General features: G+C 62.6%; 24 protein-coding genes. 17 read left to right on the top strand and 7 right to left on the bottom strand.

The features are described from left to right. The first annotated feature begins 70 nt into the window (after nucleotides 1-70). A complete protein-coding gene (locus ACW4QM_RS06390; RefSeq protein ID WP_455798300.1) occupies nucleotides 71-544 on the top strand; it encodes an FAD-binding protein in 474 nt (157 codons plus the stop codon). A 120-nt stretch (nucleotides 545-664) separates the two neighbouring features. Here the strand turns inward: ACW4QM_RS06390 and ACW4QM_RS06385 are convergent, their stop codons facing one another. The 3 genes from ACW4QM_RS06385 to ACW4QM_RS06375 form a co-directional block, all read right to left on the bottom strand. Then, nucleotides 665-1609 (bottom strand): LysR family transcriptional regulator, encoded by a 945-nt coding sequence (locus tag ACW4QM_RS06385; protein ID WP_114539778.1) that lies wholly within the window; start codon nucleotides 1607-1609, stop codon nucleotides 665-667. Between the two features lie 137 nt (nucleotides 1610-1746). Further along, a complete protein-coding gene (locus ACW4QM_RS06380) occupies nucleotides 1747-2523 on the bottom strand; it encodes a dimethylarginine dimethylaminohydrolase family protein (RefSeq protein WP_161127181.1) in 777 nt (258 codons plus the stop codon). Between the two features lie 154 nt (nucleotides 2524-2677). Further along, nucleotides 2678-2932: a glutaredoxin family protein gene (locus ACW4QM_RS06375; RefSeq protein ID WP_117284794.1), complete on the bottom strand. Its 255-nt coding sequence runs from the start codon at nucleotides 2930-2932 to the stop codon at nucleotides 2678-2680. Between the two features lie 380 nt (nucleotides 2933-3312). Here ACW4QM_RS06375 and serC point away from each other — a divergent pair, with 380 nt between their 5' ends. The 5 genes from serC (at nucleotide 3313) to ACW4QM_RS06350 (ending at nucleotide 10179) form a co-directional block, all read left to right on the top strand. Further along, nucleotides 3313-4395, top strand: coding sequence for a 3-phosphoserine/phosphohydroxythreonine transaminase (serC, locus tag ACW4QM_RS06370; protein ID WP_455798299.1), 1083 nt, complete (start codon nucleotides 3313-3315; stop codon nucleotides 4393-4395). An 84-nt stretch (nucleotides 4396-4479) separates the two neighbouring features. Next, complete coding sequence (gene serA / locus ACW4QM_RS06365) at nucleotides 4480-6057, top strand: phosphoglycerate dehydrogenase (RefSeq protein ID WP_237974306.1); 1578 nt, start codon at nucleotides 4480-4482, stop codon at nucleotides 6055-6057. A gap of 163 nt (nucleotides 6058-6220) precedes the next feature. After that, nucleotides 6221-7741, top strand: a complete 1521-nt coding sequence (locus tag ACW4QM_RS06360; RefSeq protein ID WP_279054610.1) for a 2-isopropylmalate synthase — start codon at nucleotides 6221-6223, stop codon at nucleotides 7739-7741. 146 nt (nucleotides 7742-7887) lie between these two features. After that, nucleotides 7888-8466, top strand: coding sequence for a helix-turn-helix domain-containing protein (locus tag ACW4QM_RS06355; protein ID WP_022739788.1), 579 nt, complete (start codon nucleotides 7888-7890; stop codon nucleotides 8464-8466). A 15-nt stretch (nucleotides 8467-8481) separates the two neighbouring features. Further along, nucleotides 8482-10179, top strand: a complete 1698-nt coding sequence (locus ACW4QM_RS06350; RefSeq protein WP_455798298.1) for an AMP-binding protein — start codon at nucleotides 8482-8484, stop codon at nucleotides 10177-10179. Nucleotides 10180-10338: 159 nt separating this feature from the next. On the opposite strand, the gene ACW4QM_RS06345 is transcribed toward ACW4QM_RS06350, so the two are convergent. The 3 genes from ACW4QM_RS06345 to ACW4QM_RS06335 form a co-directional block, all read right to left on the bottom strand. Continuing rightward, a complete protein-coding gene (locus ACW4QM_RS06345; protein WP_241520656.1) occupies nucleotides 10339-10644 on the bottom strand; it encodes a type II toxin-antitoxin system RelE/ParE family toxin in 306 nt (101 codons plus the stop codon). Further along, nucleotides 10644-10934, bottom strand: coding sequence for a type II toxin-antitoxin system Phd/YefM family antitoxin (locus ACW4QM_RS06340; protein ID WP_114539162.1), 291 nt, complete (start codon nucleotides 10932-10934; stop codon nucleotides 10644-10646). The genes ACW4QM_RS06345 and ACW4QM_RS06340 overlap by 1 nt, the downstream gene beginning before the upstream one ends. 216 nt (nucleotides 10935-11150) lie before the next feature. Next, nucleotides 11151-12617, bottom strand: coding sequence for a response regulator transcription factor (locus tag ACW4QM_RS06335; protein ID WP_455798297.1), 1467 nt, complete (start codon nucleotides 12615-12617; stop codon nucleotides 11151-11153). Between the two features lie 380 nt (nucleotides 12618-12997). On the opposite strand from ACW4QM_RS06335, the gene ACW4QM_RS06330 reads away from it, so the two are divergent. The 7 genes from ACW4QM_RS06330 (at nucleotide 12998) to ACW4QM_RS06300 (ending at nucleotide 21895) form a co-directional block, all read left to right on the top strand. Beyond that, the gene (locus ACW4QM_RS06330) at nucleotides 12998-14335 is read left to right on the top strand and encodes an MFS transporter (protein ID WP_455798296.1); all 1338 of its coding nucleotides are present in this window, start codon (nucleotides 12998-13000) and stop codon (nucleotides 14333-14335) included. Between the two features lie 57 nt (nucleotides 14336-14392). Next, nucleotides 14393-15376 (top strand): acetyl esterase, encoded by a 984-nt coding sequence (gene aes / locus ACW4QM_RS06325; protein WP_114539159.1) that lies wholly within the window; start codon nucleotides 14393-14395, stop codon nucleotides 15374-15376. A gap of 69 nt (nucleotides 15377-15445) precedes the next feature. Then, a complete protein-coding gene (gene caiA, locus ACW4QM_RS06320; RefSeq protein ID WP_455798295.1) occupies nucleotides 15446-16594 on the top strand; it encodes a crotonobetainyl-CoA dehydrogenase in 1149 nt (382 codons plus the stop codon). 56 nt (nucleotides 16595-16650) lie between these two features. Then, a complete protein-coding gene (caiB, locus tag ACW4QM_RS06315; protein ID WP_455798294.1) occupies nucleotides 16651-17865 on the top strand; it encodes an L-carnitine CoA-transferase in 1215 nt (404 codons plus the stop codon). 107 nt (nucleotides 17866-17972) lie between these two features. Next, the gene (caiC, locus tag ACW4QM_RS06310; protein ID WP_455798293.1) at nucleotides 17973-19571 is read left to right on the top strand and encodes a crotonobetaine/carnitine-CoA ligase; all 1599 of its coding nucleotides are present in this window, start codon (nucleotides 17973-17975) and stop codon (nucleotides 19569-19571) included. Nucleotides 19572-19602: 31 nt separating this feature from the next. After that, nucleotides 19603-20469 (top strand): MaoC/PaaZ C-terminal domain-containing protein, encoded by an 867-nt coding sequence (locus ACW4QM_RS06305; protein ID WP_455798292.1) that lies wholly within the window; start codon nucleotides 19603-19605, stop codon nucleotides 20467-20469. 10 nt (nucleotides 20470-20479) lie between these two features. Next, nucleotides 20480-21895, top strand: a complete 1416-nt coding sequence (locus tag ACW4QM_RS06300) for an MFS transporter (RefSeq protein WP_455798291.1) — start codon at nucleotides 20480-20482, stop codon at nucleotides 21893-21895. Nucleotides 21896-22169: 274 nt separating this feature from the next. Here the strand turns inward: ACW4QM_RS06300 and ACW4QM_RS06295 are convergent, their stop codons facing one another. Next, the gene (locus ACW4QM_RS06295) at nucleotides 22170-22955 is read right to left on the bottom strand and encodes an enoyl-CoA hydratase/isomerase family protein (protein WP_114539153.1); all 786 of its coding nucleotides are present in this window, start codon (nucleotides 22953-22955) and stop codon (nucleotides 22170-22172) included. Between the two features lie 295 nt (nucleotides 22956-23250). Between ACW4QM_RS06295 and fixA the strand changes: the two genes are divergently transcribed. The 4 genes from fixA to ACW4QM_RS06275 all read left to right on the top strand — a co-directional run bounded on the left by fixA (nucleotide 23251) and on the right by ACW4QM_RS06275 (nucleotide 26631). Next, nucleotides 23251-24006 carry a putative electron transfer flavoprotein FixA gene (fixA, locus tag ACW4QM_RS06290; protein WP_455798290.1) on the top strand — a complete coding sequence of 252 codons (756 nt, stop codon included), beginning with the start codon at nucleotides 23251-23253 and terminating at the stop codon, nucleotides 24004-24006. Nucleotides 24007-24056: 50 nt separating this feature from the next. Further along, nucleotides 24057-24941 carry an electron transfer flavoprotein subunit alpha/FixB family protein gene (locus ACW4QM_RS06285; protein WP_330039105.1) on the top strand — a complete coding sequence of 295 codons (885 nt, stop codon included), beginning with the start codon at nucleotides 24057-24059 and terminating at the stop codon, nucleotides 24939-24941. A 92-nt stretch (nucleotides 24942-25033) separates the two neighbouring features. Further along, complete coding sequence (locus ACW4QM_RS06280; RefSeq protein ID WP_455798289.1) at nucleotides 25034-26335, top strand: FAD-dependent oxidoreductase; 1302 nt, start codon at nucleotides 25034-25036, stop codon at nucleotides 26333-26335. Further along, nucleotides 26332-26631, top strand: coding sequence for a ferredoxin family protein (locus tag ACW4QM_RS06275; protein ID WP_455798288.1), 300 nt, complete (start codon nucleotides 26332-26334; stop codon nucleotides 26629-26631). The genes ACW4QM_RS06280 and ACW4QM_RS06275 overlap by 4 nt, the downstream gene beginning before the upstream one ends. Nucleotides 26632-26786: the final 155 nt, after the last annotated feature.

Genomic DNA, 26786 nt, shown 5'->3' with positions numbered 1-26786 from the left:
TGGGCGGCGGTACCAATTTATCTTACCCAGGGTACCAAGCCCGCTGACTGGCGGTACCAGATTCTGCTGATTGTTGGTACCGGAGAGGGTTACTACTCAGGTTATTGAGGAAGATTGGGCAAACCTTGAAAAGGCCGGATACATTATAAAGGCTGAAACCCTTGAAGAGATCGCCGAGGCGTTCGATTTGCCTGTGGATACCTTCTTGGCCACGGTTGAACGCTATAACGAGCTTGCGGAAAAGGGGGTAGATGAGGACTTCTATTGCGAGTCGTTCCGTATGTCAACTTTGAAGAATCCGCCTTACTATGCGATCAACTTGGCTTCACGCCTGCTTTGCACGCTCGATGGATTGCGCATCAATGAAAAGATGGAGGTTTTGGATACGGAGTCCAGACCAATCCCAGGACTCTATGCGGCCGGCAATGATTCTGGAGGTTTTTTTGCCAACAATTATCCTGAATTGGTAGTAGCAGTTGCCGCAGGACGTACGGTCACATTCGGACGACTTGCAGGCAAGAACGCTGCATCGAATCATTCATAATTGCAATGCGGGTTTTAACTTGAGGAAAATGCACTGAGTCCTCCCCTGGGCGCTTGAGCTTGAGTTCGAGCGCCTGTTTCTTAGCCGTTGTCGACCGCCGATCTTTTGTCAAAATCTCGGTTAACCGAGGAGGTAGTCAAGAAAAGCCCGCAGGGGAGGAAACTGATTGTCTTGTTTCCACGCGACGCCATATTCCACAGTCGTTGGAGGGGAAAGTGGAATAACAGCGATGCCCGGAATTGGCTCTGTCATATCGCCCATGGCGAATAGGGTAAGTGCTTCCCCGCTTCGCACGGAGGTGAAACCCCGCGAGAAATCTTCGTTGACTACGAACTCGACGGGGATGTTCCGTTTCGCAATCATCCTGCGGAGTTCAACTATTTCTCGAGAATATGAGATTTGTACAGGAATGAATACGGTTCGATTCCGAAAATCATCAAGCGTGATTATTTCTTGCGCAGCAAGAGGATCGCTCTTACGCATGTTGACGCATAGGCGATTCATGTTGAGGAGGGCAAATTCAATCCCTTCCTCGACCCCCAGTTCTCCACGAAAAAGAAATTGAATGTCGATTTCTCCTCGTCGTAAAGCCTGTAGACTTGGTATGGAGTCGAGTGACCGTACACTGGTTTTGATTTCGGGCGTCATCTCGTTGAAGTGGGCGACGATGGCGCACGGGTAAGAGCAGAAAGCCGCATGAACTCCGATGTTAAGAGTCTGAGCCGAGTGAGAATCTAACTGTTGGACATCGCGTACAAGCTGGATGGTTTTCTCATAAAGGCCGGTTATAGAGCTATAGAACATCAGGCCAGCGGGGGTCAACTCCACCGAATGAGCGTCTCGGGCAAATAGCTGCACACCGAGTTCGTTTTCCAATATCTTTATCTGGTAAGAGACGGTAGGTTGACTCACAAATAGCGTTTCAGCTGCTTTAGCAAAGCTCTTGTTTTCTGCAGTTGCCATGAGGGCCCGTATTTGCGTCAATGTGATATTGATTTGGGTGTTTTTGCCTCTCATATTTGCTCCCGTGGATGTCAATTTTGCAATCGGCAAGAATCTTCCCATTCAGGCATTTCTCTTAACCTGCGGGTGGTCGTCTGCTGCTCTAAAAGAAGCGCGACGTACTTCATCGCAAAAGTACGTCGCAAATTGCAGGGGGACGTTCAGGATTTTAATTTTTCTTTTTGCCAATCTGCAACTTATTAGAAGCGCAGCGACAGGCAGGACAGGCCGCCGTCGACCTTGCGGTACTCGGAGGTGTCCACCACGAGCGTCTTGTAGCCGAGGTCCTGCACCGCTTTCAGCACGGTGGGGTAGCCCTCGGGCACGATGACCGTGCCGTTGACCCAGATGCAGTTGGCCCCGTAGGCCTCGTCCTCGGGCACGATTACCTTGTTGTACTGGGCGAAATCCGGCTTCTCGATAAACTCGCCGGAAACGAGCATATTGCCGTCCTCCAGGTAGTTCACGCCGGTCTTCAGATGCAGCACCTCCTCCAGCGGGACCTCGGAGCCCTCGAGCCCCCAGCCCTCGAGGATCTCGATGAACTGGCGGATGCCCTCCTCGTTGGTGCGAGCGGATCGACCCACGTAGAAGTGGTCGCCCACCATCATGACGTCGCCGCCGTCCAGCGTGCCCGGCGCGACGATGTGCTTGACGTGCTCGTCGTCGAAGAACTGGCGGATGGTCGGCTCGATCTCGTTCTTCTCGCCGTTGCGGGAATCGGCGCCGGGGTTGGTGATGATGGCGCCGCAGCGCGTGATAACCGCGGGATCCTCCACGAAGCACGAGTCTGGGTATTCCTCCAGCGCCGGCAGCTCGGTCACTTCCACGCCGCATTGCTTCAGGGCGGCGATGTAGTCGTCGTGCTCCTCCACGGCGCGCTCGTAGATGGGCTGGCCCAGCTCCGGGGCGCTCGTGATGCCGTTGCACAGAGACTTGCCCGGCTTACGGACGATGACGTTGGTGAACTTGGTCATAGAGACTCCTTGTCCTCGCTTGCGCGTTTTCGCGTGAGAACAGTGTAGCGCTGACGAGACGTCAATGGCACACTATCTTTGAGGAAGTCTTCCATAAAACAGGACGCGCCGGTTTGGGCCCCGGCGCGTCCTGCGCTTCGTCTGTTGCAGCCGCCTAGCCCTCTTCGCGCTCCAAGATGAGGTCGCCGAGGAAGCGGATGATGTCGTCGGACTCGAACATCGGCACGCCGTCCACGATAAGGCACGGCACCTGGCCCTTGCCGGCGATGCGGATGAGGTCGTCTTTCACGCCCGGCTCGAGGGTGTCGCGCATGGGCATGGCGATATCCTCCTGCTCCATAAAGGCGAGCACCTTGTGGCAGAAGGGGCAGGTGGGCTTGTAGTAGAGAACCATGTTATCGAAGTACATGAGGCTTCCTTTCCTCAGGACAAAAACTTTTCTTTTTTTGGTCACAAAATCGAGTTTTGGGTTCCAGATCATGATAATTGCTTCACCATCCGCCCGAAATCGGGCTCGAAACTAGTTGAGTGACCGTTAAAATAAACGAAAAACGTATATTTTGGTGAGATGCAAAACCCAGAACTCGATTTTGTGACCATTTCTGCCAAAATCTTTGCAAGGGCGTGGATTCTCCGCCTCCGAACCGCTCGGCTCTTATGTTGAGGGCGCGGCTCGCATATGGGGTTACAATGGCCGAGTAACTGACGGCTGCTCGGGGCATGACGCAGGACGGGGCGCATCGGCGCCGCCGCAGGGGCTTCGGGCGTGCGACGAAGGAGAATCGCCTCATGGCTAGGGTCTACAACTTTTCCGCCGGTCCCGCTGTGCTTCCCGAGGAGGTGCTGCGCCAGGCGGCCGCCGAGATGCTCGACTACGATGGCACCGGCATGTCCGTCATGGAGATGAGCCATCGCTCCAAGCCCTTCGCGAACATCATCGAGACGGCCGAGGCCGACCTGCGCGAGCTTCTGCAGATTCCCGACAACTACCAGGTGCTTTTCCTGCAGGGCGGCGCCACCCAGCAGTTCGCGGCCGTCCCGATGAACCTCATGCAGAACAAGAAGGCCGACTACATCGTGTCCGGCTCCTGGTCGAAGAAGGCCTGGAAAGAGGCGCAGCTCTACGGCGAGGCGCGCTGCGTGGCCTCTTCCGAGGACGAGAACTTCTCCTACGTGCCCGACGTGGCCGGCCTCGAGTTCGACCCTGAGGCCGACTACGTGTACATCTGCCAGAACGAGACCATCTACGGCACCACGTACCACGCGCTGCCCGAGACCGGTGGCATTCCGCTGGTCACTGATGTGAGCTCGATGTTCCTCTCCGAGCCCATGGACGTGTCGAAGTTCGGCCTCATCTACGGCGGCGTGCAGAAGAACATAGGCCCCGCCGGCGTGACCATCGTCATCGTGCGCGACGATCTGGTGCGCGAGGACGTGCTGCCCTTTACACCCACCATCATGCGCTACACCACCCAGGCGAAGGCGAAGTCGCTGTCGAACACCCCGCCGGCTTACGGCATCTACATCTGCGGCCTCGTGTTCAAGTGGCTGAAGGAGATGGGAGGCCTGTCCGTTATGGCCGAGCGCAACAAGGAGAAGGCCGCCATTCTGTACGATTACCTCGATCAGAGCAAGCTGTTCCGCGGCACCGCCCGCAAGGAGGATCGCTCGCTCATGAACGTGCCCTTCGTCACGGGCTCCGACGAGCTGGATGCGCTGTTCGTGGCCGAGGCGAAGTCCCACGGCATCGAGTCCATCAAGGGCCATCGTTCGGTGGGCGGCATGCGCGCGAGCATCTACAATGCCATGCCTAAGGCCGGCGTCGAGGCGCTCGTCGCCTTCATGGCCGAGTTCGAGAAGAACAACGGTTAACGACCAAACAAAAGGGGGAGGCGTCAGCCTCCCCGTGATAAAGCGGAAGCCCTGCGAGGGCGACGAATGCGGAAGGTGGCGCTCATGACGAAGAAGATCCTGGTTACCGAGGACTTGGTGCAGGAAGGCATCGATTCGCTCACCGAGCACGGCTATGAAGTTGACATGCTCATCGACCCCACGGCCGAGGAGCTCATCGGCGCCATCGCTCCCTACGACGCGCTCATCGTGCATCCGAACACGGTGGTCGACTCTTCGCTGCTCGATGCCGCCGAGAACTTGAAGATCATCGGGCGCGCGGGCGTGACGGTGGACAACATCGATATCGAGGCCGCCTCCGAGCGCGGCGTCATCGTGTGCAACGCGCCGAACTCGAACGTCATCTCGGCCGCCGAGCACACCATGGCGCTCCTGCTTGCCGCCGCGCGCCACATTCCCGAGGCAAGTGCGTCCATGCACGAGGGCCAGTGGCGGCGCGCCGATTTCATGGGCAGCGAGCTGTTCGGCAAGACGCTCGCCATCTTCGGTTTGGGACGCGTCGGCGGCCTTGTGGCCGAGCGGGCCGCGGCCTTCGGCATGAACCTCATCGGGCACGACCCCTACTGCTCGCCCGAGCGCGCCCTGCATCTGGGCGTCACGCTTTACGACGACATGGCGCCGGTGCTCGCCCAGGCCGACTTCATCACGGTGCACCTGCCCCGCACGGTGAGCACGCTCGGCATGTTCGGCGCCGACGAGTTCGCCGCCATGAAGGACGGGGTCGTGCTCGTGAACGCGGCCCGTGGCGGCATCTTCAACATGGACGCCCTGGCCGATTTCGTGGCCGCCGGCAAGATCGCGGCCGTGGCTGTGGACTCCTTCGAGGCCGAGCCCTGCACCGACTCGCCCTTGCACGAGTTCGAGAACGCCATTCTGACGCCGCATCTGTCGCCCATGACCCACGAGGCCCAGCGGCGCGCCTCCACCCAGATCGCCGAGTACGTGGAAGCGGGCCTGGAGGGCGGCATGGTGGCTACGGCGGTGAACCTCTCGCCGCTGCCACCGGAGGTCTTCGACGCCATCGGCCCCTACGTGCACGCCTGCAAAATGATGGGATCGATGGCCAGCCAGATTCTCGGTCACACGCCGAAGAGCCTGAAGGTGGAGCTGGCCGGCGGCCTGGCCGATGCCGACCCGGCGCCGCTGCTCGCGGCGGTGCTCGACGGCGGCTTGTCCTACCGGCGCCTCGGGGCCTTCTCGGCGGCCAACGCGGAGTCGGTGGCCTCCCAGCACGGCATTTCCGTCACGACGGCCTCGGTGCGCGATGCCGGCGAGTACGCCTCCTCGGTGCGCATCGTGGCCGACGAGGTGGAGGTGGCGGCGACGCTGTTCGGCACGGAGCACACGCCCCGCATCATCTCGCTCATGGGCTACAAGATCGATATCGCGCCGGCAACCACGTCGCTTGTGTTCGAGTATGTGGACGCGCCCGGCCGCATCGGCGTTATCGGCACCATTCTGGGCGACGCTGCGGCCAACATCACCACGATGCAGATCGGCACCAAGCCGGAGGAGTCCTGCGCGCTCGTGTACATGAATGTCGAGGGGGACGTGTCCGAAGCGGTGCTCGACCGCCTGCGCGGGGCCATCGATCTGCGCAACCTGTGGAAGATCACCTTGTAGCGGCCATCGACGGCTCCGATGTCGGGCTATAGAAAGATTTAACCGTGTCCAGCGGCGCCTCTTAACGGGGGCGCCGCTGGTTTTTGCTATGATGCTTTCGGTCAACTATGTCCGCGTCTCGGGCGCGAACTGTCGGAAGAAGAAAAGAAGAAAGAAGGACGGCATGACACGCAAGATCGACATCTTCGATACCACGCTGCGCGACGGCGAGCAGTCGCCGGGCGCCTCTATGAACACGGAGGAGAAGCTCGTCATCGCCCGCCAGCTCCTTCGCCTGAACGTCGATGTCATCGAGGCCGGCTTTCCCATCTCAAGCCCCGGCGACTTCGAGTCGGTGCGCCGCATCTCCGAGCTGGCCGGCGACGCGGCCGTGGTGTGCGCGCTCACCCGCGCCGTGGACAAGGACATCGACTCGGCGGCCGATGCGCTGAAGTTTGCGAAGCGTCCCCGCATCCACACCGGCATCGGCGTGTCGCCCTCGCACATGCGCGACAAGCTGCGCATCACCGAGGACGAGTGCATCGAACGGGCGGTGCACGCGGTCAGCTACGCCAAGAAGTACGTGGAAGACGTGCAGTTCTACGCCGAGGACGCGGGCCGGTCGGACTTCGCGTTCCTCGCTCGGGTCATTGAGGCGGTCATCAAGGCGGGGGCCACGGTGGTGAACATCCCGGACACCACGGGCTACTCGCTGCCGGAGGACTTCGGCGCGCGCATCAAGTACCTCATGGACAACGTGGCCGGCATCGACGACGTCACCGTGTCGGTGCACTGCCACAACGACTTGGGCATGGCCACGGCGCTGTCGCTGGCCGGCGTGCGCAACGGGGCCACGCAGATCGAGTGCACCATCAACGGCCTCGGCGAGCGCGCGGGCAACACGGCCATGGAGGAAGTGGTCATGGCCATGCGCATGCACGGCAAGGAACTCGATGCGCACACCGACATCAACACCCGCGAGTTCATCAAGGCGAGCCGCTTGGTCAGCTCCATCACCGGCATGAACGTGCAGGCCAACAAGGCCATCGTGGGCGCCAACGCCTTCGCCCATTCCTCGGGCATCCACCAGGACGGCGTGCTGAAGAAGCGCGACACCTACGAGATCATCGATCCGGCCGAGGTGGGCGTGGGCCAAAGCCAGATCGTGCTGACGGCCCGCAGCGGACACGCGGCCCTGAAGCACCGCCTGGAGGAACTCGGCTACGAATACGAGGGCGAGGAGCTCGACCGCCTCTACACTGCCTTCCTCGACGTGGCCGACAAGAAGAAGGAAGTCTACGACGAGGATCTGGAAGCGCTCGTGAACGAACGCGATCGCGAGGAGTGCGCCATCTACACGCTGGAGGGCGTGCAGGTCAGCTGCGGCTTCCCCTTGAAGCCCACGGCCACGGTGACCCTGCGCGGGCCCGAGGGAGACGTGCGGACGGTGTGCGATTGGGGCGCCGGCCCGATCGATGCGGTGTACAAGGCCATCGATCAGATCGTGCAGGTCGACAACGACCTGTCCGAGTTCGCCGTGAACGCCGTGACCCGCGGCATCGACGCGCTCGGCGAGGTGACCGTGCGCGTGAAGGCCGCCGGCGGCGAGGTGTACGTGGGCCGCGGGGCCGATGGCGACATCATCGTCAGCTCGGCGAAGGCCTACTTGAATGCGCTCAACCGACTGCTCGCCGAGAAGCGCTAAAGGAGGCCTCTTCTCTAAGGGCGTTGCCGAAGAGCGTGCCTGGCGTTACGTTCACCGAAGCCGATGGGACATCTCATCGGCTTCTTTATTTCCCTTTTCCGTCCTCAAGTAAAATAGTGTGATATCGAATTTCAAGGAGGCACGTTATGGCTGAGGACAACAAGCTCGGGCGCAAGATTACCACGCTGCGCGAGGCGCATCATCTGACCTGCCAGGATCTGGCCGACCGTTGCGGTTGCGACGTGACGGTCATCGAGAAGCTGGAGGCCGGCGAGGTGCCGCCGTCCTTGGCGCCGCTGATCAAGCTTACCCGCGCCCTCGGCGTGCGCCTGGGCACCCTCATGGATGACGACGAGACCTACGGGCCCGCCTACATCAGCACCGATCAGATGGAGGAAGTGGAGCGCGTGAAATCGCTCCAGACTGCCAAGGACGCCGGCGACCTGTCCTACTTCAGCCTGGCGGCGGGCCGTCCCTCCCGTCATATGGACCCGTTCATCATCACCGTGAGCCCCACCGGCGAGGCCACGCACAAGCTGGATTCCCATGAAGGGGAGGAGTGGCTCTACGGCATGGAGGGGGAGATCGAGATCGAGTACGGCAACGAGACCTACGTGCTCGGCCCCGGCGAGTCCATCTACTACGATTCCATCGTGCCCCACCAGGTGCGCGCCCATAATGGGCAAAACGCTAAATTCTTGGCCTGCGTATATACGCCGTTCTAAGCCGGGGAGGGATCTATGACGGAAGAGAACAAGACGACCGACGCTCCCGTTCCCGGGTCTCCCGATTATCCGCTGCACTCGGAGCTGACCATCGGCGCCTACTTGAAGCAGCAGGTGGCGATCGATCCCGATCACGAGTTCGTCGTGTACCCCGATCGCGACCTGCGCTGGACCTACAAGGACTTCGACGAGCGAACCGATGCTTTGGCCAAGGGCCTCCTGGCCATCGGCATGAAGCCGGGCGATCATTTGGGCGTGTGGGCGCGCAACATCCCCGACTGGCTCACCTTCATGTACGCCTCCGCGAAGATCGGCGTGGTCATGGTCACGGTGAACCCGGTGTACAAGTCCCACGAGCTCGACTACGTGCTGAAGCAGTCGGACATGAAGGCGCTCTGCGTGATCGATGCCTACCGCGATGTGGACTACCTGCAGATCATCCGCGATCTGGTGCCCGAGTCGCTGAACGTGCAGCGCGGCTTCCTCCATTCCGAGGAGTACCCCTTCCTCGAGAACCTCATCTACATGGGGCCCGAGAAGCACCGCGGCTTCTACAGCGTGCCGGAACTTCTGCTGCTCGGCCAGCACAAGCCGGACAGCTCCCTGGAATGGGCCCAGGGCCAGTTCGACAACAACGACGTGGTCATGATGCAGTACACGAGCGGCACCACGGGCTTCCCCAAGGGCGTCATGCTCACCCATCGCAACATTCTGAACAACGGCTTCTACATCGGCGAGGGACAGAAGCTCGGTGCCGAAGACCGTGTGTGCTTGCCGGTGCCGTTCTTCCACTGCTTCGGCTGCGTGCTGGGGGTCATGGCCTGCCTCACCCACCGCTGCACCATGCTCATCGTTGAGGAGTTCAACGCCGAGCTGGTGCTTCAGGCCCTCGACAAGGAGAAGGCGACGGCGGTCTACGGCGTGCCCACCATGTTCATCGCCGAGCTGAACCATCCGGACTTCGACTCCTTCGACCTGTCGCACCTGCGCACGGGCATCATGGCCGGCAGCCCCTGCCCGCCGGAGACCATGCGCGAGGTCATGGAGCGCATGAACATGCGCGACGTGACCATCTGCTACGGCCTCACCGAGACGAGCCCGGTGTTCACCCAGACCTCCGTGGACGACGACATCCCCCACAAGTGCGAGACCGTGGGCCGGGCGCACCCCCCGGTGGAAGTGCGCGTGCTGGACGTGAACGACGGCCACATCTGCGCGCCGGGGGAGCACGGGGAGCTGTGCTGCAAGGGCTACAACGTCATGAAGGGCTACTACAAGATGCCCGAGGAGACGGCCAAGGCCATCGATGCGAACGGTTTTCTGCACTCCGGCGACATGGGCACCGTGGACGAGGACGGGTATTTCCGCGTCACGGGCCGCATTAAGGACATGATCATCCGCGGCGGCGAGAACATCTACCCGCTCGAGGTGGAGAACTTCCTGCTCACCATGCCCGGCGTGCTGGACGCCCAGGTGGTGGGTATCCCCGATGCGCGCCTTGGCGAGATCGTGGGTGCCTTCATTCGCACGCGCCCGGGTTATGAGGACATGACCGAGGACGACGTGCGCGCCTACGCCATCCCGCGCATCGCCCGCTACAAGGTGCCCAAGCGCGTCTTCTTCGTGGACGATTTCCCCATGACCCCCTCCATGAAGGTGCAGAAGTTCAAGCTCCGCGAGATGGCCGAGGAATTGGTGAAATCCGGGCAGTAGGGAAGTTCCCGAACGGTTCGGAGGGCTCCGTTTCTCTATGCGAGCTCGCACCGATTCGGGGATGATTTCGTAGGGGGCGACCTCGGTCGCCCCTCCTCGAGCGAGGTTGCTCCACCAGCAGAGGGCTGACCGAGGTCAGCCCCTACGAGACGGCTTCCGCTACGAGAACCTTCCCATGGGGTTCATGCGCTGGTGCTCGATGTAGAACACTCTCACTTCGTCGGCGTCGTAGTCGATCACGTAATAGATGGTGAAGGGGGTGTCGGGAATGGCGATCCACCGGCACGGAACCGAGAGGCGCGCCGCATCGTAGACGGGGTCGTACTCGCGGCCCATTTCCGGGAAGAGCGCGAGCATGTCCCTTTGGCGATCGATGGCGAGCGCCACCCGCTCACTGTAAACGTTCTCCAGGATGAACGTGCGCACAGAGTCCGTGAAGAGAACGCGCATGCCTTCGGCGGCCATCACTCCCAGCCCCTGAGTGCCCGCAGCTCGTCCATGACGTCCTGGGCGTCGTGAAGCTTGCCCTCCTGCATTTCCTGGATGCCTTTGAGCATGCCGCGGTAGGTGCGCATCTCCTGCTCGTAAATCTCGTTGCGGAAGGCCATGGCGGCATCGAAGGCGGCCGAGTCCATCACCACGACGCAAGCCGAGCCGTTGCGCGTGAGGTATAAGGGCTCGCCCGAGTGGCTGAGATCCTCGATGAGGGCGTTCTGGTTCCGGTTGAATTCGGACAGTGGCTTGATCTGCGGCATAGCAACCTCCTAAGAATTTGCTGTAAATATACAGTGAATAAGCAGAATTGGCAATACCTCATCTTGTGTGCCATGGATTTGTCACGAAAGGTTATCGCATTATCCCGTAGGGGGCGACCTTGGTCGCCCCTCCTGAAGTGGGGTCGACTCGCCAGGGGAGGGCTGACCAAGGTCAGCCCCTACGGAGGGATCGGTTCCTGCCTATCGAGTCGTGCTCTAGAAATCTGAGCGCTGCATGTTCAGGAAGTTCAGAAGCTCGCTGCGCTTGTGGATCTGCATCTTGTCGTAGATGTGGCGGATGTGGGTGTTTACGGTGTAAGGGGAGATGACGAGCTTTTCCGCCATGGAGTTAGTCGTGTGTCCGCGCGCGATGAGCAGCAGGATCTCCGCTTCGCGGGCCGACAGGCCGAACTCGGCTGCCGCTTCGGCGCAGATCTCCTCCACCTCGTTTCGCGTGGGCGGCGCAGCGGTGAGGGCCACGATGCTGAACTCCATGCGCACGAGCGGCACGAGCACGACGGCGAGCAGGCACATGAAGGCCAGGCAGGTCGGCGGTGTGAGGGCCTGGACCACTGGCACTGCCATACTCTCGTACCACAGCGCCAGCGAGTTGCCCGCGGCGAGCCCCAGGCGCACGAAGCCGCCGGCCATGGCGAAAGTGAGCGCCGGGGTCGCGTAGCCTTTGGTGGTGAGGATGCCGAAGTACATGATGAGCAGCACTTCGAAGAGCGATTGCACGCCGATGCCGACGATGAAGGCGGGGAAGTAAGCGAACGTCGAGGAGAGGAGCAGCGAGAAGCCCACCATGATGGCGATGAGCAGGGCCGGGTAGATCTTGAAGATGTTGAGGCGGTTGCGCGACAGCGTGTAGATGCCGGCGATGACGAGAATGAACAGAGCCCCGCCCAAAATGCCGAATGTGAAGGAGTCCTCGCCGGTGGGCAGCACTTCCCATGGGATGATGCAGCTGAGGAAATAGCAGGCGGCGCAGGCGAGCAGCGTGACGAAGCCAACGCCGAGCATGTTCTTGAAGCCGCTGCTTGTAGCGCTGCGCGGCAGGAGTACGGGAAAGGCGCGCTTTTCGTCCTTGCGGGCGAAGGCCAGAAGGGCTCCCGATGCCAGGGGGAGCAGGGCCGTCGCCGGCGCCGTTATCGTCGGCGGCAGAAGCGAGGCGATAAGCACGCACAGAAAGAGCGTGATGCCGAAGACGGTGCCGATGTGGTTGATGGTGAAGTTCGCTTTCACACAGGCATAGCGCTCGCCCCAGAGTATCCAGAGCGTGGCCTCGGAGGCGCTGAGGGCGATGATCACGACGAGATAGAGGCCCGCAGGTGCAAGATGGAAGGGGAAGAAACCCAGGGCCACGGTGCTTGCCGCGGCGACGATCATGGCGGCCGGAAGGACGGCGGGATAGTCGCTTAGGTGACGCTTGCGTCCGAGAAGTCCCGCCAAGACGAAAAGGAACGCCGCCGTCGCCAACAGGCTTGCCACCCAGCTGAGCGTCACACTTTCGTCAAGCAGCTGGGTGTGGAAGAAGAAGCTCGGCACGAACCAGAGCACGTAGTGCCATGCGAGCAGCAAGGCGAATCCCACGTATTTCAGCAAAGGTCGATCGAAGAGGGCAGAAGGACCTTTCCCTTCCCGAACATCGGGCGAATCGAACTCGGCGCGGCTTGCTTCCATTGGTGCTCTCCCCTTTGCCGTCCTGCGGATTGCGACATCGCTTCGGTCCTCCGGCTGACATGGCGTCGACCAGGGCTCCACGGTATCAAATTCAAGCTGCCAGTGTAAAGGTCATCAGGGAAAAAGGGATCGCAAGTTTTTAAGTACTCCGCTTTTCGCAGGGGTTTTGCGATACCTTGTCCCACTTTTCGCTGGAATGTGTCTCCTCGCAAGAAACTAGGTAACGAGGTTTTCACGGTCATCGAGCGATGCCACGGTGGTTTCCAGAAGGCAGAATTCTCACCAGATCGGTCGGCAATGCGGTACCGGCCGAGCAGATTCTTTAAGGCTCGGCGCGGTGCCGGGATAAGAGATAAGAAGAAGAGAAAGGAAGCACCACCATGTCGCTGCTTGCAAAGAGCAAGGGGGAAGTGACGTACAAGGACTTGACGTCGCTTCACAAGTGGGCACTCGTCGTGCTCATCTCCATGGGCTCGTCCATCATCTACGCGCCCATGTACCTTAAGAATGTGTTCTACGATCCGCTGATGCAGGCGCTCGGCTGCACGAACGCCGATCTGGGGCTTATGGTGTCGGCCTACGGCATCGCGGCCATGATCTGCTATCTGCCCTCCGGTATCGTGGCCGACAAGTTCCGCATGCGCACGCTGGCCACCGTGGGCTTCCTCGCCACGGCGGTGCTCGTGGGCATCTACGCCATGCTGCCGTCGGTGGAGATCTGCCTCGTGCTGTTCGTAGCCATGGGCATCACCTCCATCCTCGTGTGGTGGGGCACCCGCTTCAAGGTGATCCGCCTGTGCTGCGAGGAGGACGAGTACGCCTCGAAGATCGGCATCAGCTACTCCATCTACGGCGTGACCGGACTGGTCATCGGCCTCATCAACGCCGGCATCATCGCCGCCATCGCCAATGTCGCCCAGGGCGTGCAGGTCATGCTCATCTTCCTGGCCGTGGTCATCGCCGTGCTCGGTGTGGCCTCCATCTTCCTCATCCCCGACTTCAAGGGCGAGATCGACAAGAACGCCAAGCTGTTCAGCCTGAAGGAGGCCGTCGAGGCCGTCAAGCACCCCGGCGTCATCTGGGCCTGCGTCGCCTACTTCTGCGTCTACGCCGTGTACCAGGGCGCTACCTATACCACGCCCTACCTCACCCAGTGCTTCAACGCCGACGGCAATCTCGTGAACGTCGTGGGCCTCATCCGCACCTACGGCATCGGCCTCATCGCCGGCCCTGTGGTCGGTTGGCTGGCCACGAAGCTGAAGAGCCCCTCCAAGGTCATCCTGGGCGCCTTCATCCTGTCCATCGCGGTGCTGCTCGGCTTCATCGTCTTCCCGCATGATCCGGGCGCGGCCATGGTCGCCGCCATCCTGGTCGTCGTGTTCGGGTTCACCACCTACGGCGCCTTCTCCATCGGAAGCTCTCCGCTCTCGGAGATCAAGATCCCCATGCGCATCTTCGGCACGGCCGCCGGCGTGCTGTCCGTGGTCGGCTTCATGCCCGACGTGTTCATCCACACCTGGTACGGCGGCCTCATCGACGCCCAGGGCATCGATGCCTACACGAGCATCTTCGGTTTCGAGATCATGTTCGGCGTCATCGGCTGCATCTGCCTCGTCATGTTGCTCCGCACCATCAAGAAGCACTTCGGCGCCGAGTCCGTTGATAAGACCGAGGAGGCCGAGGCGACCGAGATCGCCGGCGGCGAGGCCACCATCTAGCGACGCGAGGAAATCGGAAAGACCGCAGGATTCGGGAAAGGACAAGGAGATCCTATTATGCCGAACAAGATTGACGTGCTCGCCCGCATCAGCCCGCAGATGGCCGCCGTCCTCGCGAAGGAGGACGAGCTGGCCGGGGACGCCAACGACACAAGCGCCGGCTTCGCCCAGATGCGCGAGAACTACGTGGCCGGCCGCGCCTGGTGGAACGAGGGAGCCCCTGAGATGGACCGTGTGGTCGACGATGCGGTGGAAGGCTCCTTCGGCGCCATCGGTGTGCGGCGCTACTACCCCTGCGAAATCGCCGAGGGCGCGACGGCGCCGGCCATCGTCTACGTCCACGGCGGCGGGTTCGTCCTCGGCAACTTGGACACCCACGACCGCATCTGCCGCATCTTGGCGAAGCGCGCCGGCGTGCCGGTGGTGGCCGTGGATTACCGGCTGTCCCCGGAGGCGAAGTACCCCTCCGCCGTGCGCGAGGCGGCGGCGGTGGCCGCGCACCTGCACGAGGCGGGGAAGGCCTGGGGCATCGACGGCGACCGCCTGGCCTTTGCCGGCGACTCCGGCGGCGCGCACCTGGGCCTGGCCGCCACGCTGTATCTGCGCGAGGAGATGGGCGGCGCCGACTTCGTGAAGTGCCTGCTTCTGTTCTACGGGTGGTTCGGCCTGACCGACTCTTCCTCCATGCGGCTCCTGGGCGGTCCGTGGGACGGCCTCACCGAGGAGGACTGGCAGTTCTACCTGAACCTGTACGCCGAGGATCCCGCGGCCCTTGCGGCGGAGCCCTACGCGAACCTGTTTTTGAACGACCTGACCCATGATGTGCCTGCTTGCTACATCGCCGCCGCCGAGTTCGACCCGCTGCGCGACGACTCGGCCACCCTGGCCGCCATCTGCGAGCAGTACGGCACCCCCTTCCGCTTCGAGCTGTTCGAGGGCGTTATCCACGCCTTCTTGCACTACACCAAGATGCTCGATGCGGCCAACGACGCGCTGGAACACGGCGCCACCTTTTACCGCGAGACCTTGGGCCTCGCCTAGTTATTGGCAATCCGGGGGCGCGCAGGGCGCGTTCCCTTTGCAAAGCACCCTTTGAAAGGAGACAGAAGAATGGACTTCAAACTCACCGACGAGCAGGAGCTTATCGTCGACAGCTACCGCGAGTACATGGAGAGCGAGAACTGGGAGACCTACTTCCACGAGTGCGACGAGAAGCACGTCTACCCCCTGCGCTGGGTGGCGGGCCTGTGCGAGCTGGGCTTCGACCAGATCATGCTGCCCGAGTCCCACGGCGGCCTGGGCCTGGAGCAGCCCTGCGTGACGCTGATGGCCGTTTACGAGGTGCTCGGCCGCTACGGTGCGCCCACCTACGTGCTCTACCAGCTGCCCGGCTTCGAGACCATTATCCGCGAGGGAACCCAAGAGCAGATCGACGCCGTCATGAGCACGCTCGGCTCCGGCGAGCAGATCTGGAACTCCGCCTGCACCGAGCCGGGCGCAGGCTCGGATGTGGGGGCGCTGGCCACCACGTACAAGCGCGAGAACGGCAAAATCTACCTGAACGGCACCAAGACCTTCATCACCTCGTCCGCCGGCGTGAAGTACCTGGTCATCATGGCCAAGAACGCCGATGACGAGTCGCAGTTCACCGAGTTCTTCGTCGATATGTCCAAGCCGGGCGTGAAGCTCTCCCCGCTGCCGAAGCTGGGGCTTCGCATGGACAGCTGCTGCGAGGTGTACCTGGACAACGTGGAGCTGGAGGAGTCCGACATCTTCGGCAAGGAGGGCAACGGATTTATGCGCGGCGTGTCCGACTTCAACTTCGAGCGTTGGCTCGTGGGCGCCTGCGACTACGGCACCGCCATCTGCGCCTTCGAGGACGCCATGAAGCACGCCAACACCCGCATCGCCTTCGACAAGCCCATCAGCCGATTCCAGCTGAACTCGCTGAAGATCACTGAGATGTGCATCAAGCTGACCAACATGCGTAACATGCTGTACGAGGCCGCCTGGATGGCCGACAACAACGGCGGCGACTTCGACCCGGCCATGGCCGCCATGTGCAAGTACTACTGCGCCAACGCCTCCTTCGAAGTGACTGACGACGCTATGCAGGTGATGGGCGGCATCGCCGTGGCCTCCGAGCACCGCATCAACCGCATCTGGCGCGATCTGCGCGTCGACCGCGTCTCCGGTGGCACCGACGAGATGATGATCCTCGCCACCTCTAAGGGTGCTTGCAAGGCTTACAAGGCCTAACTTCCTTGGGCGAACCAGCGAGGTATTGAGAGAAACACGATTTAAGGAGAGAAACAATGGCTATCCCTACCGAGAAACCCTCTTACGGTCCGCTTGATGGCGTGAAGGTGGTCTATGCCGCTGTTGAGCTGGCTTGTCCCAAGGCCGCCGACCTCATGGCCGACTGGGGCGCGGACGTCACCTGGCTCGAGAACACCGGCGCCGGCGACACCATTCGCGACACGGCCTATATCAAGCAGGCCGAGCGCCGCAACCAGCGTTCCGTGGCTCTGAACTACTTCTCTGAGGAGGGTCGCGAGATATTCCTCAACATGATCCGCGACGCTGACATCTTCATGGAGGCGTCGAAGGGAGGCACGTGGGCTCGCAAGGGGCTGACCGACGAGGTGCTGTGGGCCGTGAACCCGAAGCTCGTCATCGTGCACGTGTCCGGCTTCGGCCAGACGGGCGATCCCAAGATGGTCAAGCGCGCGGCCTATGATCTGACGGTTATGGCCTATGCCGGGATCATCATGCAGAACGGTACCGAGGAGCAGCCGATGCTGCCGGGGCCCTATGCCGGCGACTACTTCAACACGCTCATGATCGCAAGCTCGGCTCTGGCCGCCCTGTACAAGGCTGAGAAGTCGGGGAAGGGCGAGTCCATCGATTTGGCTATGTACGAGACGCTTTTGGCTATCGGCCAGTACTACCTGGTGGACTACTTGAACGAGGGCATCAAGTGGCCTCGCCCCGGTGCGCGCAACCAGAATCTCTGCGGCATTGGCGAGTTCGCCTGTAAGGACGGCTTCTTGGGCGTGTGCCTTTATGGCGTCGACCAGAACAAGTATTTCCTCGAGACCATCGGCCTGGGGCATCTGTGGGGCACGCCGGAGATTCCCGAGGACACGAGCGGGCTGTGGCTGTCGAATCCCCACGCCGAGGAGATCCAGCGCGCCTTCGAGGAGTATTGCCTGGCCCATTCCAAGTACGAGATCGAAGAGGACTTCGCCGCCCATCGCATTGCCGCTCAGGTCATCAACGACATGGAGGATTTGGTCGAGGAGGAGCACCTGCGCCTGCGCGACACCTGGGTCGATTGGGAGACGGCCGACGGGGAGACCTTCCATGGGCTTGGCGTCTTCCCGAAGTTCCAGAACAACCCCGGTCGCATTTGGCGCCCCATGCCCGCCCAGGGCGGCGACACGGTGGACGTGCTGACCAAGCTCGGCTACAGCGATGAGCAGATTGCCCGATTCGCGGCTGATGGCATTGTGAAGTGTGCTGAGTAGCCGTGCCGTCCGCGCGAGCGCATCGCGTCAACTATGCGCAGGGAAGGCCCGCTGGGGAAGGGCGGGCCTTCCTCCCACTGACAAGTTCGAGGGAAGGAACGAACGCCATGGCGACCGTCGTAGGCAATGAGAATCTCCGCGATTTGTGGAACGAGCTGTCCGCAAGCCGCGGCGATCATCTTTTTCTGACCTGCGAGAATCGGGCCGGCCACCGTCGCTCGTTCACCTACGGCGAGTTCGACTGCCTGGTGAACCGCATGGCCAACTTCCTTTTGGCCGTCGGTGTGAGGCAAGGCGACAACGTGGCCATCCAGCTGTACAACTCGCCGGAGTACGTATCGGCCACCTTCGCCTTGGCGAAGATCGGCGCGGTGGCGGTGCCCATCAACATGCAGCTCGTCTTCGACGAGTGCGCCTTCCAATTCGACCGCTGCGGCATCCGCACGGTTATCTGCGAGCCGGACTGCCTCGGCTATTACTTCGCCGAGGCCGCGCCCCCGTGCCCGAACAACACCTGCGAGGAGCGCCGCATCTATCCCATGGAGCGGGTGCTCGTCGCCCACAGCGGCGGAGAGGGACTCGTCGCGGCCGCCGTGGACTTCGACGCCGGCGTGGGCGCGTGCGGCGATGCGCTGGACGATCCGTGTGCGTTGGACGGCCAGGACACGGCCATGATCATCTTTACCTCCGGCACCACCTCGTGCCCCAAGGGCGTGGAGATCACCCATGCGAACATGCTCTTCGCCGGCTACTACGGAGACTGGCAATGCGCCTTAGGGCCCGATGACCGGATGCTCACCACCATGCCCGCCTTCCACTCGAACTTCCAGCTGGCGGCGCTCATGCCCGTGCTCACGGCGGGCGCCAGCCTCGTCGTGCTGGAGAAGTACAGCGCGCGCAACTTTTGGCGCCAGGTGCGCGAGCATGGCGCCACGGCCATCCAAATGGTGGCGATGATGGCCCGCACGCTCATGATGCAGCCTGTTGATGCCGCCGAGCGCGAGCACCGCGTCCGGTCGGTGCAGTACTACCTGCCCATCGGCGATGAGGAGAAGGAGGCTTTCGAGCGGCGCTTCTCCGTGCGCCTGCAGAATTGCTACGGCGCGACGGAGTCCATCTGCTGGGCGCTCACCGATCTGCCGTGCGGCCCGCGCCGCTGGCCGAGCGTGGGGCGCGCGGGGCTTGGCTACGAGGTGGAGATCCTGGACGAGGCGGGACGTCCCGTGGCACCCGGCGCGGTGGGGGAGATCGCCGTGAGGGGAATTCCCGGCATCAGCCTCATGAAGGGTTACTACGACGACCCCGAGGCCACGGCCCGCACCGTGAGCGAGGAGGGCTGGTACCTCAGCGGCGACAAGGGCTACCGCGACGAGGAGGGCTGGCTCTACTTCGTCGACCGCAAGTGCAACATGATCAAGCGCGGCGGCGAGAACGTGTCGGCGACCGAGGTGGAAGAGGTGCTCTCGATGCACCCCGCCGTGGCCGAGTGCGCAGTCATCGGCGTGGACGATCCGGTGCGCGACCAGGCCGTGAAGGCCTTTGTCGTGCTGGCGCAGGGACAGGCGGCCACCGTCGAGGAGGTTACGCGCTTCGCTGCTTGCCGCTTAGCCGATTTCAAAGTGCCCACCATCATGGAGATCGTGGACGAGCTGCCCCATACGAGCGTCGGAAAAGTGGAGAAGAAGCTGCTCTGCTCTCTTGATTAGATATGAAGCCCATTAACGAGGAGGATGCAGCATGGCCATCTCAACGGAAATCGTCGGCAGGACGTTCGGCCCGTTCGTTCGGGACTACACCTTCAAGGACTTGGAGATCTGCGCGCTCGGCTGCGGCGCCGGCTGGGACGGAAAGACCGATCTGGAGTACGTGAACGAGCACGATGCCGAGAACCCGCGGCTTAAGGTGCTGCCCATCTTCGGCGTGCCGCTGACGGTGAACGAGGAGATGACGACCACGCTGGATTACGGCTTCGATTACAGCGGCTCGCTGCACTATGGAATCGACGCCTATTTCCATGCGCCCTTCAAGATGAACGATCATGTGGAGACCTATGTCGTGCAGGAGGCCATCTGGGATCGCGGGGAGGGCCGCGGGTCGCTCTCCAAACAGGTGGGGAAGTCCTATTCCGCCGACGGCGTGCATCTGTGCACCGTGGAGACCTACGACTGCTGCATCTACGACGGGGGCTTCGGCGGCGAGAGGCCCCCGAAGGACGTCGTCGAGTATCCCGACCGCGAGCCGGATCTCACCTACGAGGAGGTGTGCGGCTATCAGTGGCCCCTCATCTACCGGCTCATGGGCGACTGGCACCAGCAGCACATCGATTGGGCCTACACAGAGCAGACCGGGCTGGCGCGCCCCATCAACCACGGCGTCTGCACGGCCGGCATCGCCATGCGCCACCTCATCGCGCTGCTCATTCCCGGACAGCCCGAGCGCCTGCGCCGCTTCAAGTGCCGCTTCACTTCTCCGGTGCTGCCGGGCACGCGCCTTTGCACCCAGGTGTGGAAGGTGGGCGAGGGCGAGGCCCGCTTCTGCATGGTAAACGCTGATGAGCCCGAGGCCAAGCCGTATCTGAGCGCCTGTCTCGCCGAATGGGAATAGGAGGGCTGTCATGGCAGGCGATGTGAAGGCGATGACGCAGGTGGCGAGCCCTCCCGTCCCGGCGGCTGCGAAGGAGATCAGCAGGGATGTGGCCCGCAAGGTGCGCCAAACGGCGAAGAGGACCATGGACGACGTGGCCATGACGCCGTTTCTGCGCAAGATCACCTTCTTCTCCTCGGGCGGCTCTTTTCTGGACGGATACGTGCTGTCGCTCATCGGCGTCGCACTCACTCAGATCGTGCCGGCGTTCGGGCTGACCGACGACTGGAGCGCCGCCATCGGCGCCTCGGTGCTCGTCGGCATTTTCGCGGGGACCATCGCCGGGGGCTACCTCACCGACATCATCGGTCGCAAGAAGATGTTCATCATCGACCTGGTAGCGATCGGGCTGTTCTCACTTCTGAGCGTATTCGTTGCCGAGGCCTGGCAGCTCGTGGCCGCCCGCTTCTTCATCGGCGTGTTCGTAGGCGCCGATTATCCCATCGCGACTTCGCTCATTGCCGAGTTCACGCCCAAGGAACATCGGTCGATCTCCATGGGCATGGTGTCGGCGGCGTGGTATCTGGGAGCCACCGTGGCCGCAGTGGTGGGCTATGGGCTCTACGGTATGGAAGACGGATGGAAATGGATGCTCGGCAGCGCCGTGGTACCCTGCGTGGTGCTGCTCATCGGGCGGCACGACATTCCCGAATCGCCTCTGTGGCTGGCAAGCAAGGGGCGCGTTGCCGAGGCTCGAGCCGTGATGGACCGTGTGTTCGGTCCCGATGTGGAGCTTGCTCCCGCGAAGCCGGCAGACAAGACGCCGCTGGCAACGCTGATGCGCGGCGAGTATCTCAAGCGCATGGTGTTTCTTGGGGTGTTCATCCTGTGCCAGGTGGTGCCCATGTATGCCATCTACACCTTCGGACCTGAGATCATGACCGCCTTCGGGCTGGGGGAGGGCCATGAGGCCATTTTGGGCGAGAGCGCTGTGAGCCTGTTCTTCCTCGTTGGATCCATTCCGGCCATGTTCTGGCTAAATTCCATGGGGCGACGCCCCTTGCTGCTCATGAGCTTCGCGCTCATGGCGGTGGGACTGCTCGTGCTGGGCCTGTGGCCCACGGCGCCGGTGGCGGTGATCATCCTCGCCTTCGGGTTGTACGCATTCTTTAGCGGTGGCCCGGGTATTTTGCAATGGCTGTATCCCAACGAGCTGTTTCCCACTGAGGTGCGCGCGACGGCCGTCGGCATTGCTATCGGATTCTCGCGCATCGGCACTATCGCGGCCACCTATGGGACACCTTTGGCCTTGACTGCCTGGGGTGTGGGCCCGGTGATGCTTGTGGCGGCGGGGCTCGCGCTGCTGGGGCTTGTGCTGTCATACTTCATGGCTCCCGAGACCCGGGGCAAGTCCCTCGCCGAGACGAGCGGCATCGCCGATAGATAGAGCATTGGTTCTCAGGGTTCCAGCTATCGGCAGAAGATTTTAAATTTCGAGAATGGAAGAGCCCGTCTGAGTGACGGGCTCTTCCTGCTTATGCGGAGCTTCGGCAGCATGGGAGAAAGACTCCCCCTTGGTGTATGGTGATCTTGCCGTACGGATTCGAGAAAGGGTTTAGGACGCGTAGTTTGGGAAGTAAGGAGCGTCAGTCTCTAAGCGGCAGAAGAGCCCGCCTCGGTGGCGGGCTCTTCATGTGCTGAACGCCTATGGGGCAGTTCGCCTAGCGACCGGTCCAGTGGGGAGCGCGCTTTTCGACGAAGGCGGCCGGGCCCTCGATGCCGTCCTCGGTCTTCTCCAGGAAGCGGTAGGCCGCATCGGAGAAGCGCATGGCGTCCTCCTCGGACATCTGGTCGGCGGCATGCACGATGAACTTCGTCCATTTCAGGGCCAGAGGCGCGTTCTTCAGGCACTCCTCGGCCAGCTCGATGGCGCGGTCGAGCACCTCCTCGGCGGGCACCACGTAGTTGATGAGGCCGAGGGCCTTCGCCTCGGGGGCCTTGATCTTCTTGCCGGTGAGCAGAAGCTCCATGCAGTCCTTGCGGTTGATGTCGCGGGCGAGGCGCACGATGCCGCCGGTGGAGGCGATGATGCCGAGCCCCACCTCGGTGCAGCCGAACTTCGCGTTCTCGGCGGCTACCACCATGTCGCAGGAAAGCGCGATCTCCATGCCTCCGCCGGCCGCCGAGCCGTTGCAGGCGCAGATGACCGGCTTGGAGCACAAACGCGCAGTGAGGCCACCGAAGCCGTGCTCGGTGACCGTCTGGCACTCGCCGCCCTCGGAGAGCTCGGAGAGATCCTCGCCGGCGCAGAACACCTTGCCGGTGCCGGTCACGACGATGGCGCGCACCGCTTTGTCGGTCTCGGCGTGGTTCATGATGTTTTCCATGGCCGCGGAGGTCACGCCGTTCAGGGCGTTGGCCACCTCGGGGCGGTTGATGCGGATGATGAGCAGGCCGTCATCGCGCAGCTCGGATACGACGGTGTCGGTGCCAAAGTAGTCAACCATTGGTTCCTCCTAGATTCTTGGTAACTGATTGCCAGACGATGCGTCCCTCGCATCAAAATCTATGGTAGGCGGGGCGGCTTTCGGGGGCATCGCAAGGGGCGCGGTATATAGGGAATACCCAGCTTGAGGGGCATCACTACATTTTGAGTAACGATGCTTTCACGGGGTTTTGGCGATGACGGCCAAAGCGAGCCGCGGCACTATGGCACCAACGGAGCGCCATCGGCTGCAGCGAGGTGCTCCGCTTGAAACGAACCGATACGTGAGAGAAGTTCTTAAAGAGAAAGGTGCAGAAGTGAAGATCGCAGTGGCATTCAAGGTGGTTCCCGACGATCAGGACATCCAGGTGGCCTCCGATGGCACCCTGGACTTCTCCAAGGCGAAGGGGACGGTGTCGACCTACGATTTGAACGCGCTCGAGGCGGCGGCCCAGCTGGCTGCTGCCAACCCCGGCTCCACGGTGACCGCCGTGACGGTGGGGGCGGCCTCCATCGACGACTCCAAGCTGAAGAAGAACGTGCTCGCCCGCGGGGTCGACGATCTGGTCATGGTCGCCGACGACGCGCTGACCGCTCTTGATACCGCCGGCACGGCCGAGGAGCTGGCCGCGGTCGTGGGCGAGGGGGACTTCGATCTCATCCTGTGCGGCGACGGCTCTGCCGATGAATATGCCCAGCAGGTCGATGTCCAGCTGGCTGCCCGTCTTGGAGTTCCTTCCGTGAACGCGGTGACGGCCATCAAGGCCGAGGGCGACTCGATGGTCGTCGAGCGCACGCTCGAGGACGTGGTGGAGGAAGTGGAGGTTCCGCTGCCGGTCGTCATCGCCGTGACGCCCGATGTCGCCACGCCGCGCATCCCCGGCATGAAGGACATTCTGGCGGCCGGCAAGAAGCCCATGGATGTGAAGGGCGCTCCCGTAGCTCCCGTGAGCGCCGTCGAGGTCGTCTCCTGTGCGGCTCCCGAGGCCGCCGAGCGCGCCTGCAACGTGGCTGACGCTTCCGCCGACGGCGCCATCGAGGCGTTTGCCGCGGCGCTCAAGGCGGCCCTGTAGGCGTCCCTCCCCACACTTCGAATTCCACGACCCGATAAGGAGACATGAACATGAAAGCACTGGTTATTGCCGAGCATCCCGAGGCCGCCCGCGAGCTGGCAGCCGGCGCCCGCACTCTCGCCGACGAGGTGGCGCTCGTAGCCTTCGGCGAGGCCCCGGAGAACGCCGCCGATGCCGCCTATATCGTCGAGGTGCCCGAGGGCGCCGTGGCCGACGATGCCTACCTCACCATTCAGTCCGTCTACGAGAAAGAGCAGCCCGCTGTGGTGCTCGCCGAGCCGACCCGCCATGTGAAGTCGGTGCTGGGACGTTTGGCCGCTGCTGCGGGTGCCGCCGCCATCACCGATGTGACGGCTTTCGAGGACGGGGGCGCTCTGAGCCTCTACTTCGGCGGCGTGGGCGAGCGCGTGCGCAAGGCCGCGGGAGACGTGGCCTTCTACACGGTGGCCCCTGGCACCTTCGCTGACGCCGAGCCTGCGGGCAGCGCCGTGGCCGAGACCGTGGCCTGGATCGCGCCGGCCCGTCCGCTGCGCCTGGTGTCCTCCCGCGAGCGCGAGAAGGGCGGCACCGACCTGTTCAAGGCCGAGGCCGTTGTGGCCTGCGGCCGCGGGTTCGCCGAGGAATCCGAACTTGATTTGGCCCGCGCTCTGGCCGACAAGATCGACGGCGGCCTGGCCTGCTCCCGTCCCTTGACCGAGGGCGTCGACTGGATGCCCCAGAGCACTTACGTGGGCGTCTCCGGCCTCACGCTCACGCCGAAGGTGTATGTGGCCTGCGGTATCTCCGGCCAGATGCAGCACATGGTGGGCTGCAACCGCTCCGGCGTCGTGTTCGCCATCAACAAGGACAAGAACGCCCCCGTCTTCAAGCAATGCGACTGGGGTCTGGTGGGCGACATCGAAGACGTGCTGCCGGCCCTGACGGCAGCCCTGTAGGCCTTCTCGATTGCAGGTAGGAGGGAGCGGCGCGGCCATGGGCGCCGCCCTCCGGCCCTTGGAACCGAGTGAGAATCTGAAAGGAGAGAAGCGTGTCTGACGCAGATTTCGACATCATCGTCGTCGGCAGCGGGTGCGCGGGCGCGGTGGCGGCCTACGTGGCGGCCTCGGCCGGCAAGAGCGTGCTCGTGGTGGAGCGCGGCAACTACGCCGGCGCCAAGAACATGACCGGCGGGCGCATCTACAGCCACTCGCTTAAGGAGGTGCTCCCGGACTTCGAGGCCGAGGCGCCCCTGGAGCGCAAGATCACCCATGAGCGCATCGCCATGCTGAACAGCGACTCGGAGATGACCATCGACTTCACAAGCCCGGTGCTCGCCGAGAAGGGGAAAGACTCCTACTCGGTGCTGCGCGGACCTTTCGACCAGTGGCTGGCGGAGAAGGCTGAGGAGGCCGGCGCCGAGTACATCTGCGGCATCGCCGTGGAGGAACTTTTGAAGGACGAGGCCGGCAAAGTCGTCGGCATCCGCGCCGGCGAGGACGAGATCACCGCGCAGGTCGTCATCGTGGCCGAGGGTACGAACACGCTTCTGTCCGAGCGCTGCCTCGGCAACCCGCGGCCCGCGCCGCACCAGATGGCCGTCGGCATCAAGGAGGTGTTCGAGCTGCCCGCGGGCGTGATCGAGGATCGGTTCCTGCTGCCCGAGGGCGAGGGCGCCGCAATGCTGTTCGTCGGCGACTGCACCCACGGCAAGGTGGGCGGCGGCTTCCTGTACACCAACAAGGACTCCATCTCGCTGGGACTCGTGGCCACCATCTCCACGGCGGCCGACGGCGGAAACGACACGCCGGTCTACCAGATGCTGGAGGACTTCAAGAACCACCCGGCGGTGGCGCCCATCATTCGGGGCGCCAAGATGGTCGAGCACTCCGGGCACATGGTGCCCGAGGGCGGCTACGACATGGTGCCCCAGTACGTGTTCGACGGGGCGCTTCTGGCCGGCGAGGCGGCCGGCCTCTGCATGAACATGGGCTACCAGGTGCGCGGCATGGACTTCGCCGTGGCGAGCGGTCGCATGGCCGCCGAGGCGGCCGTCGAGGCCATCGACGCGGGAGATGTGAGTGCGGCGGGGCTTTCCGGCTATAAGCGCCGCATGGAGGACTCCTTCGTCATCAAGGACCTCGCCACCTTCCGCAAGTGGCCCCATGTCATGGAGGAGTGGGATGCGATGTTCAACGACTATCCGACCATGGCGGCCGAGGTCTTCAACGCCATGTTCAGCGTGGACGGGCGCCCGCAGGAGCCCCTGCGCAAGCGCATCATGCCCATTATCAAGAAGCGCGGGCTTTTCAAGACCGCCAACGAGGTGAGGAAGGCGGTGAGCGCGCTGTGAGCCAGATCGCACCGATTACCGTGAACGTCGACGAGCTGATCGCTGTGAACAAGTACGAGGTGGACGAGGAGAATGCCCACATCGAGCTTGCGGAAGACCCGGACATCGAGGAGTTCAAGAAGCTCGTGCGGGTGTGCCCGGCCGCCCTTTACAAGATCGGGGAGGACGGCGCGACGAGCTTCGACTACGCCGGCTGCCTGGAGTGCGGCACCTGCCGCATCGCCTGCGAGGGCACCATCGTGAGGAAGTGGGAGAACCCGCAGCCCACCATGGGCGTGGAGTACCGCTTCGGGTAGGCCGGTTCCATCGCCTTGTCCTGACCGATCCCGTAGGGGGCGACCTTGGTCGCCCCTCCTCAAGCGAATTTAACTTACCAGGGGAGGGCTGACCAAGGTCAGCCCCTACGGGGAAATCGGATCTAGCAATCGTCTTCATGCAAAAGGCCCTGCGA

The organism is Adlercreutzia sp. CNCM I-6207, assembly GCF_977072305.1.
The sequence above is the reverse complement of the archived record's forward strand: the minus strand, read 5'-3'. Positions and strand labels throughout refer to the sequence as shown.

What these genes read in the sequence shown, in the direction of transcription:
- ACW4QM_RS06340 (WP_114539162.1), bottom strand. Translation starts at nt 10,934, where the DNA reads ATGCCGCAGATCAAGCCACTGTCCGAATTCAACCGGAACCAGAACGCC.
- caiC (WP_455798293.1), top strand. Translation starts at nt 17,973, where the DNA reads ATGGCGACCGTCGTAGGCAATGAGAATCTCCGCGATTTGTGGAACGAG.
- ACW4QM_RS06305 (WP_455798292.1), top strand. Translation starts at nt 19,603, where the DNA reads ATGGCCATCTCAACGGAAATCGTCGGCAGGACGTTCGGCCCGTTCGTT.
- aes (WP_114539159.1), top strand. Translation starts at nt 14,393, where the DNA reads ATGCCGAACAAGATTGACGTGCTCGCCCGCATCAGCCCGCAGATGGCC.
- caiA (WP_455798295.1), top strand. Translation starts at nt 15,446, where the DNA reads ATGGACTTCAAACTCACCGACGAGCAGGAGCTTATCGTCGACAGCTAC.
- ACW4QM_RS06300 (WP_455798291.1), top strand. Translation starts at nt 20,480, where the DNA reads ATGGCAGGCGATGTGAAGGCGATGACGCAGGTGGCGAGCCCTCCCGTC.
- ACW4QM_RS06350 (WP_455798298.1), top strand. Translation starts at nt 8,482, where the DNA reads ATGACGGAAGAGAACAAGACGACCGACGCTCCCGTTCCCGGGTCTCCC.
- serA (WP_237974306.1), top strand. Translation starts at nt 4,480, where the DNA reads ATGACGAAGAAGATCCTGGTTACCGAGGACTTGGTGCAGGAAGGCATC.
- ACW4QM_RS06385 (WP_114539778.1), bottom strand. Translation starts at nt 1,609, where the DNA reads ATGGGAAGATTCTTGCCGATTGCAAAATTGACATCCACGGGAGCAAAT.
- ACW4QM_RS06335 (WP_455798297.1), bottom strand. Translation starts at nt 12,617, where the DNA reads ATGGAAGCAAGCCGCGCCGAGTTCGATTCGCCCGATGTTCGGGAAGGG.
- ACW4QM_RS06345 (WP_241520656.1), bottom strand. Translation starts at nt 10,644, where the DNA reads ATGGCCGCCGAAGGCATGCGCGTTCTCTTCACGGACTCTGTGCGCACG.
- ACW4QM_RS06330 (WP_455798296.1), top strand. Translation starts at nt 12,998, where the DNA reads ATGTCGCTGCTTGCAAAGAGCAAGGGGGAAGTGACGTACAAGGACTTG.
- ACW4QM_RS06355 (WP_022739788.1), top strand. Translation starts at nt 7,888, where the DNA reads ATGGCTGAGGACAACAAGCTCGGGCGCAAGATTACCACGCTGCGCGAG.
- ACW4QM_RS06295 (WP_114539153.1), bottom strand. Translation starts at nt 22,955, where the DNA reads ATGGTTGACTACTTTGGCACCGACACCGTCGTATCCGAGCTGCGCGAT.
- ACW4QM_RS06380 (WP_161127181.1), bottom strand. Translation starts at nt 2,523, where the DNA reads ATGACCAAGTTCACCAACGTCATCGTCCGTAAGCCGGGCAAGTCTCTG.
- ACW4QM_RS06375 (WP_117284794.1), bottom strand. Translation starts at nt 2,932, where the DNA reads ATGTACTTCGATAACATGGTTCTCTACTACAAGCCCACCTGCCCCTTC.
- ACW4QM_RS06360 (WP_279054610.1), top strand. Translation starts at nt 6,221, where the DNA reads ATGACACGCAAGATCGACATCTTCGATACCACGCTGCGCGACGGCGAG.
- serC (WP_455798299.1), top strand. Translation starts at nt 3,313, where the DNA reads ATGGCTAGGGTCTACAACTTTTCCGCCGGTCCCGCTGTGCTTCCCGAG.
- ACW4QM_RS06285 (WP_330039105.1), top strand. Translation starts at nt 24,057, where the DNA reads ATGAAAGCACTGGTTATTGCCGAGCATCCCGAGGCCGCCCGCGAGCTG.
- caiB (WP_455798294.1), top strand. Translation starts at nt 16,651, where the DNA reads ATGGCTATCCCTACCGAGAAACCCTCTTACGGTCCGCTTGATGGCGTG.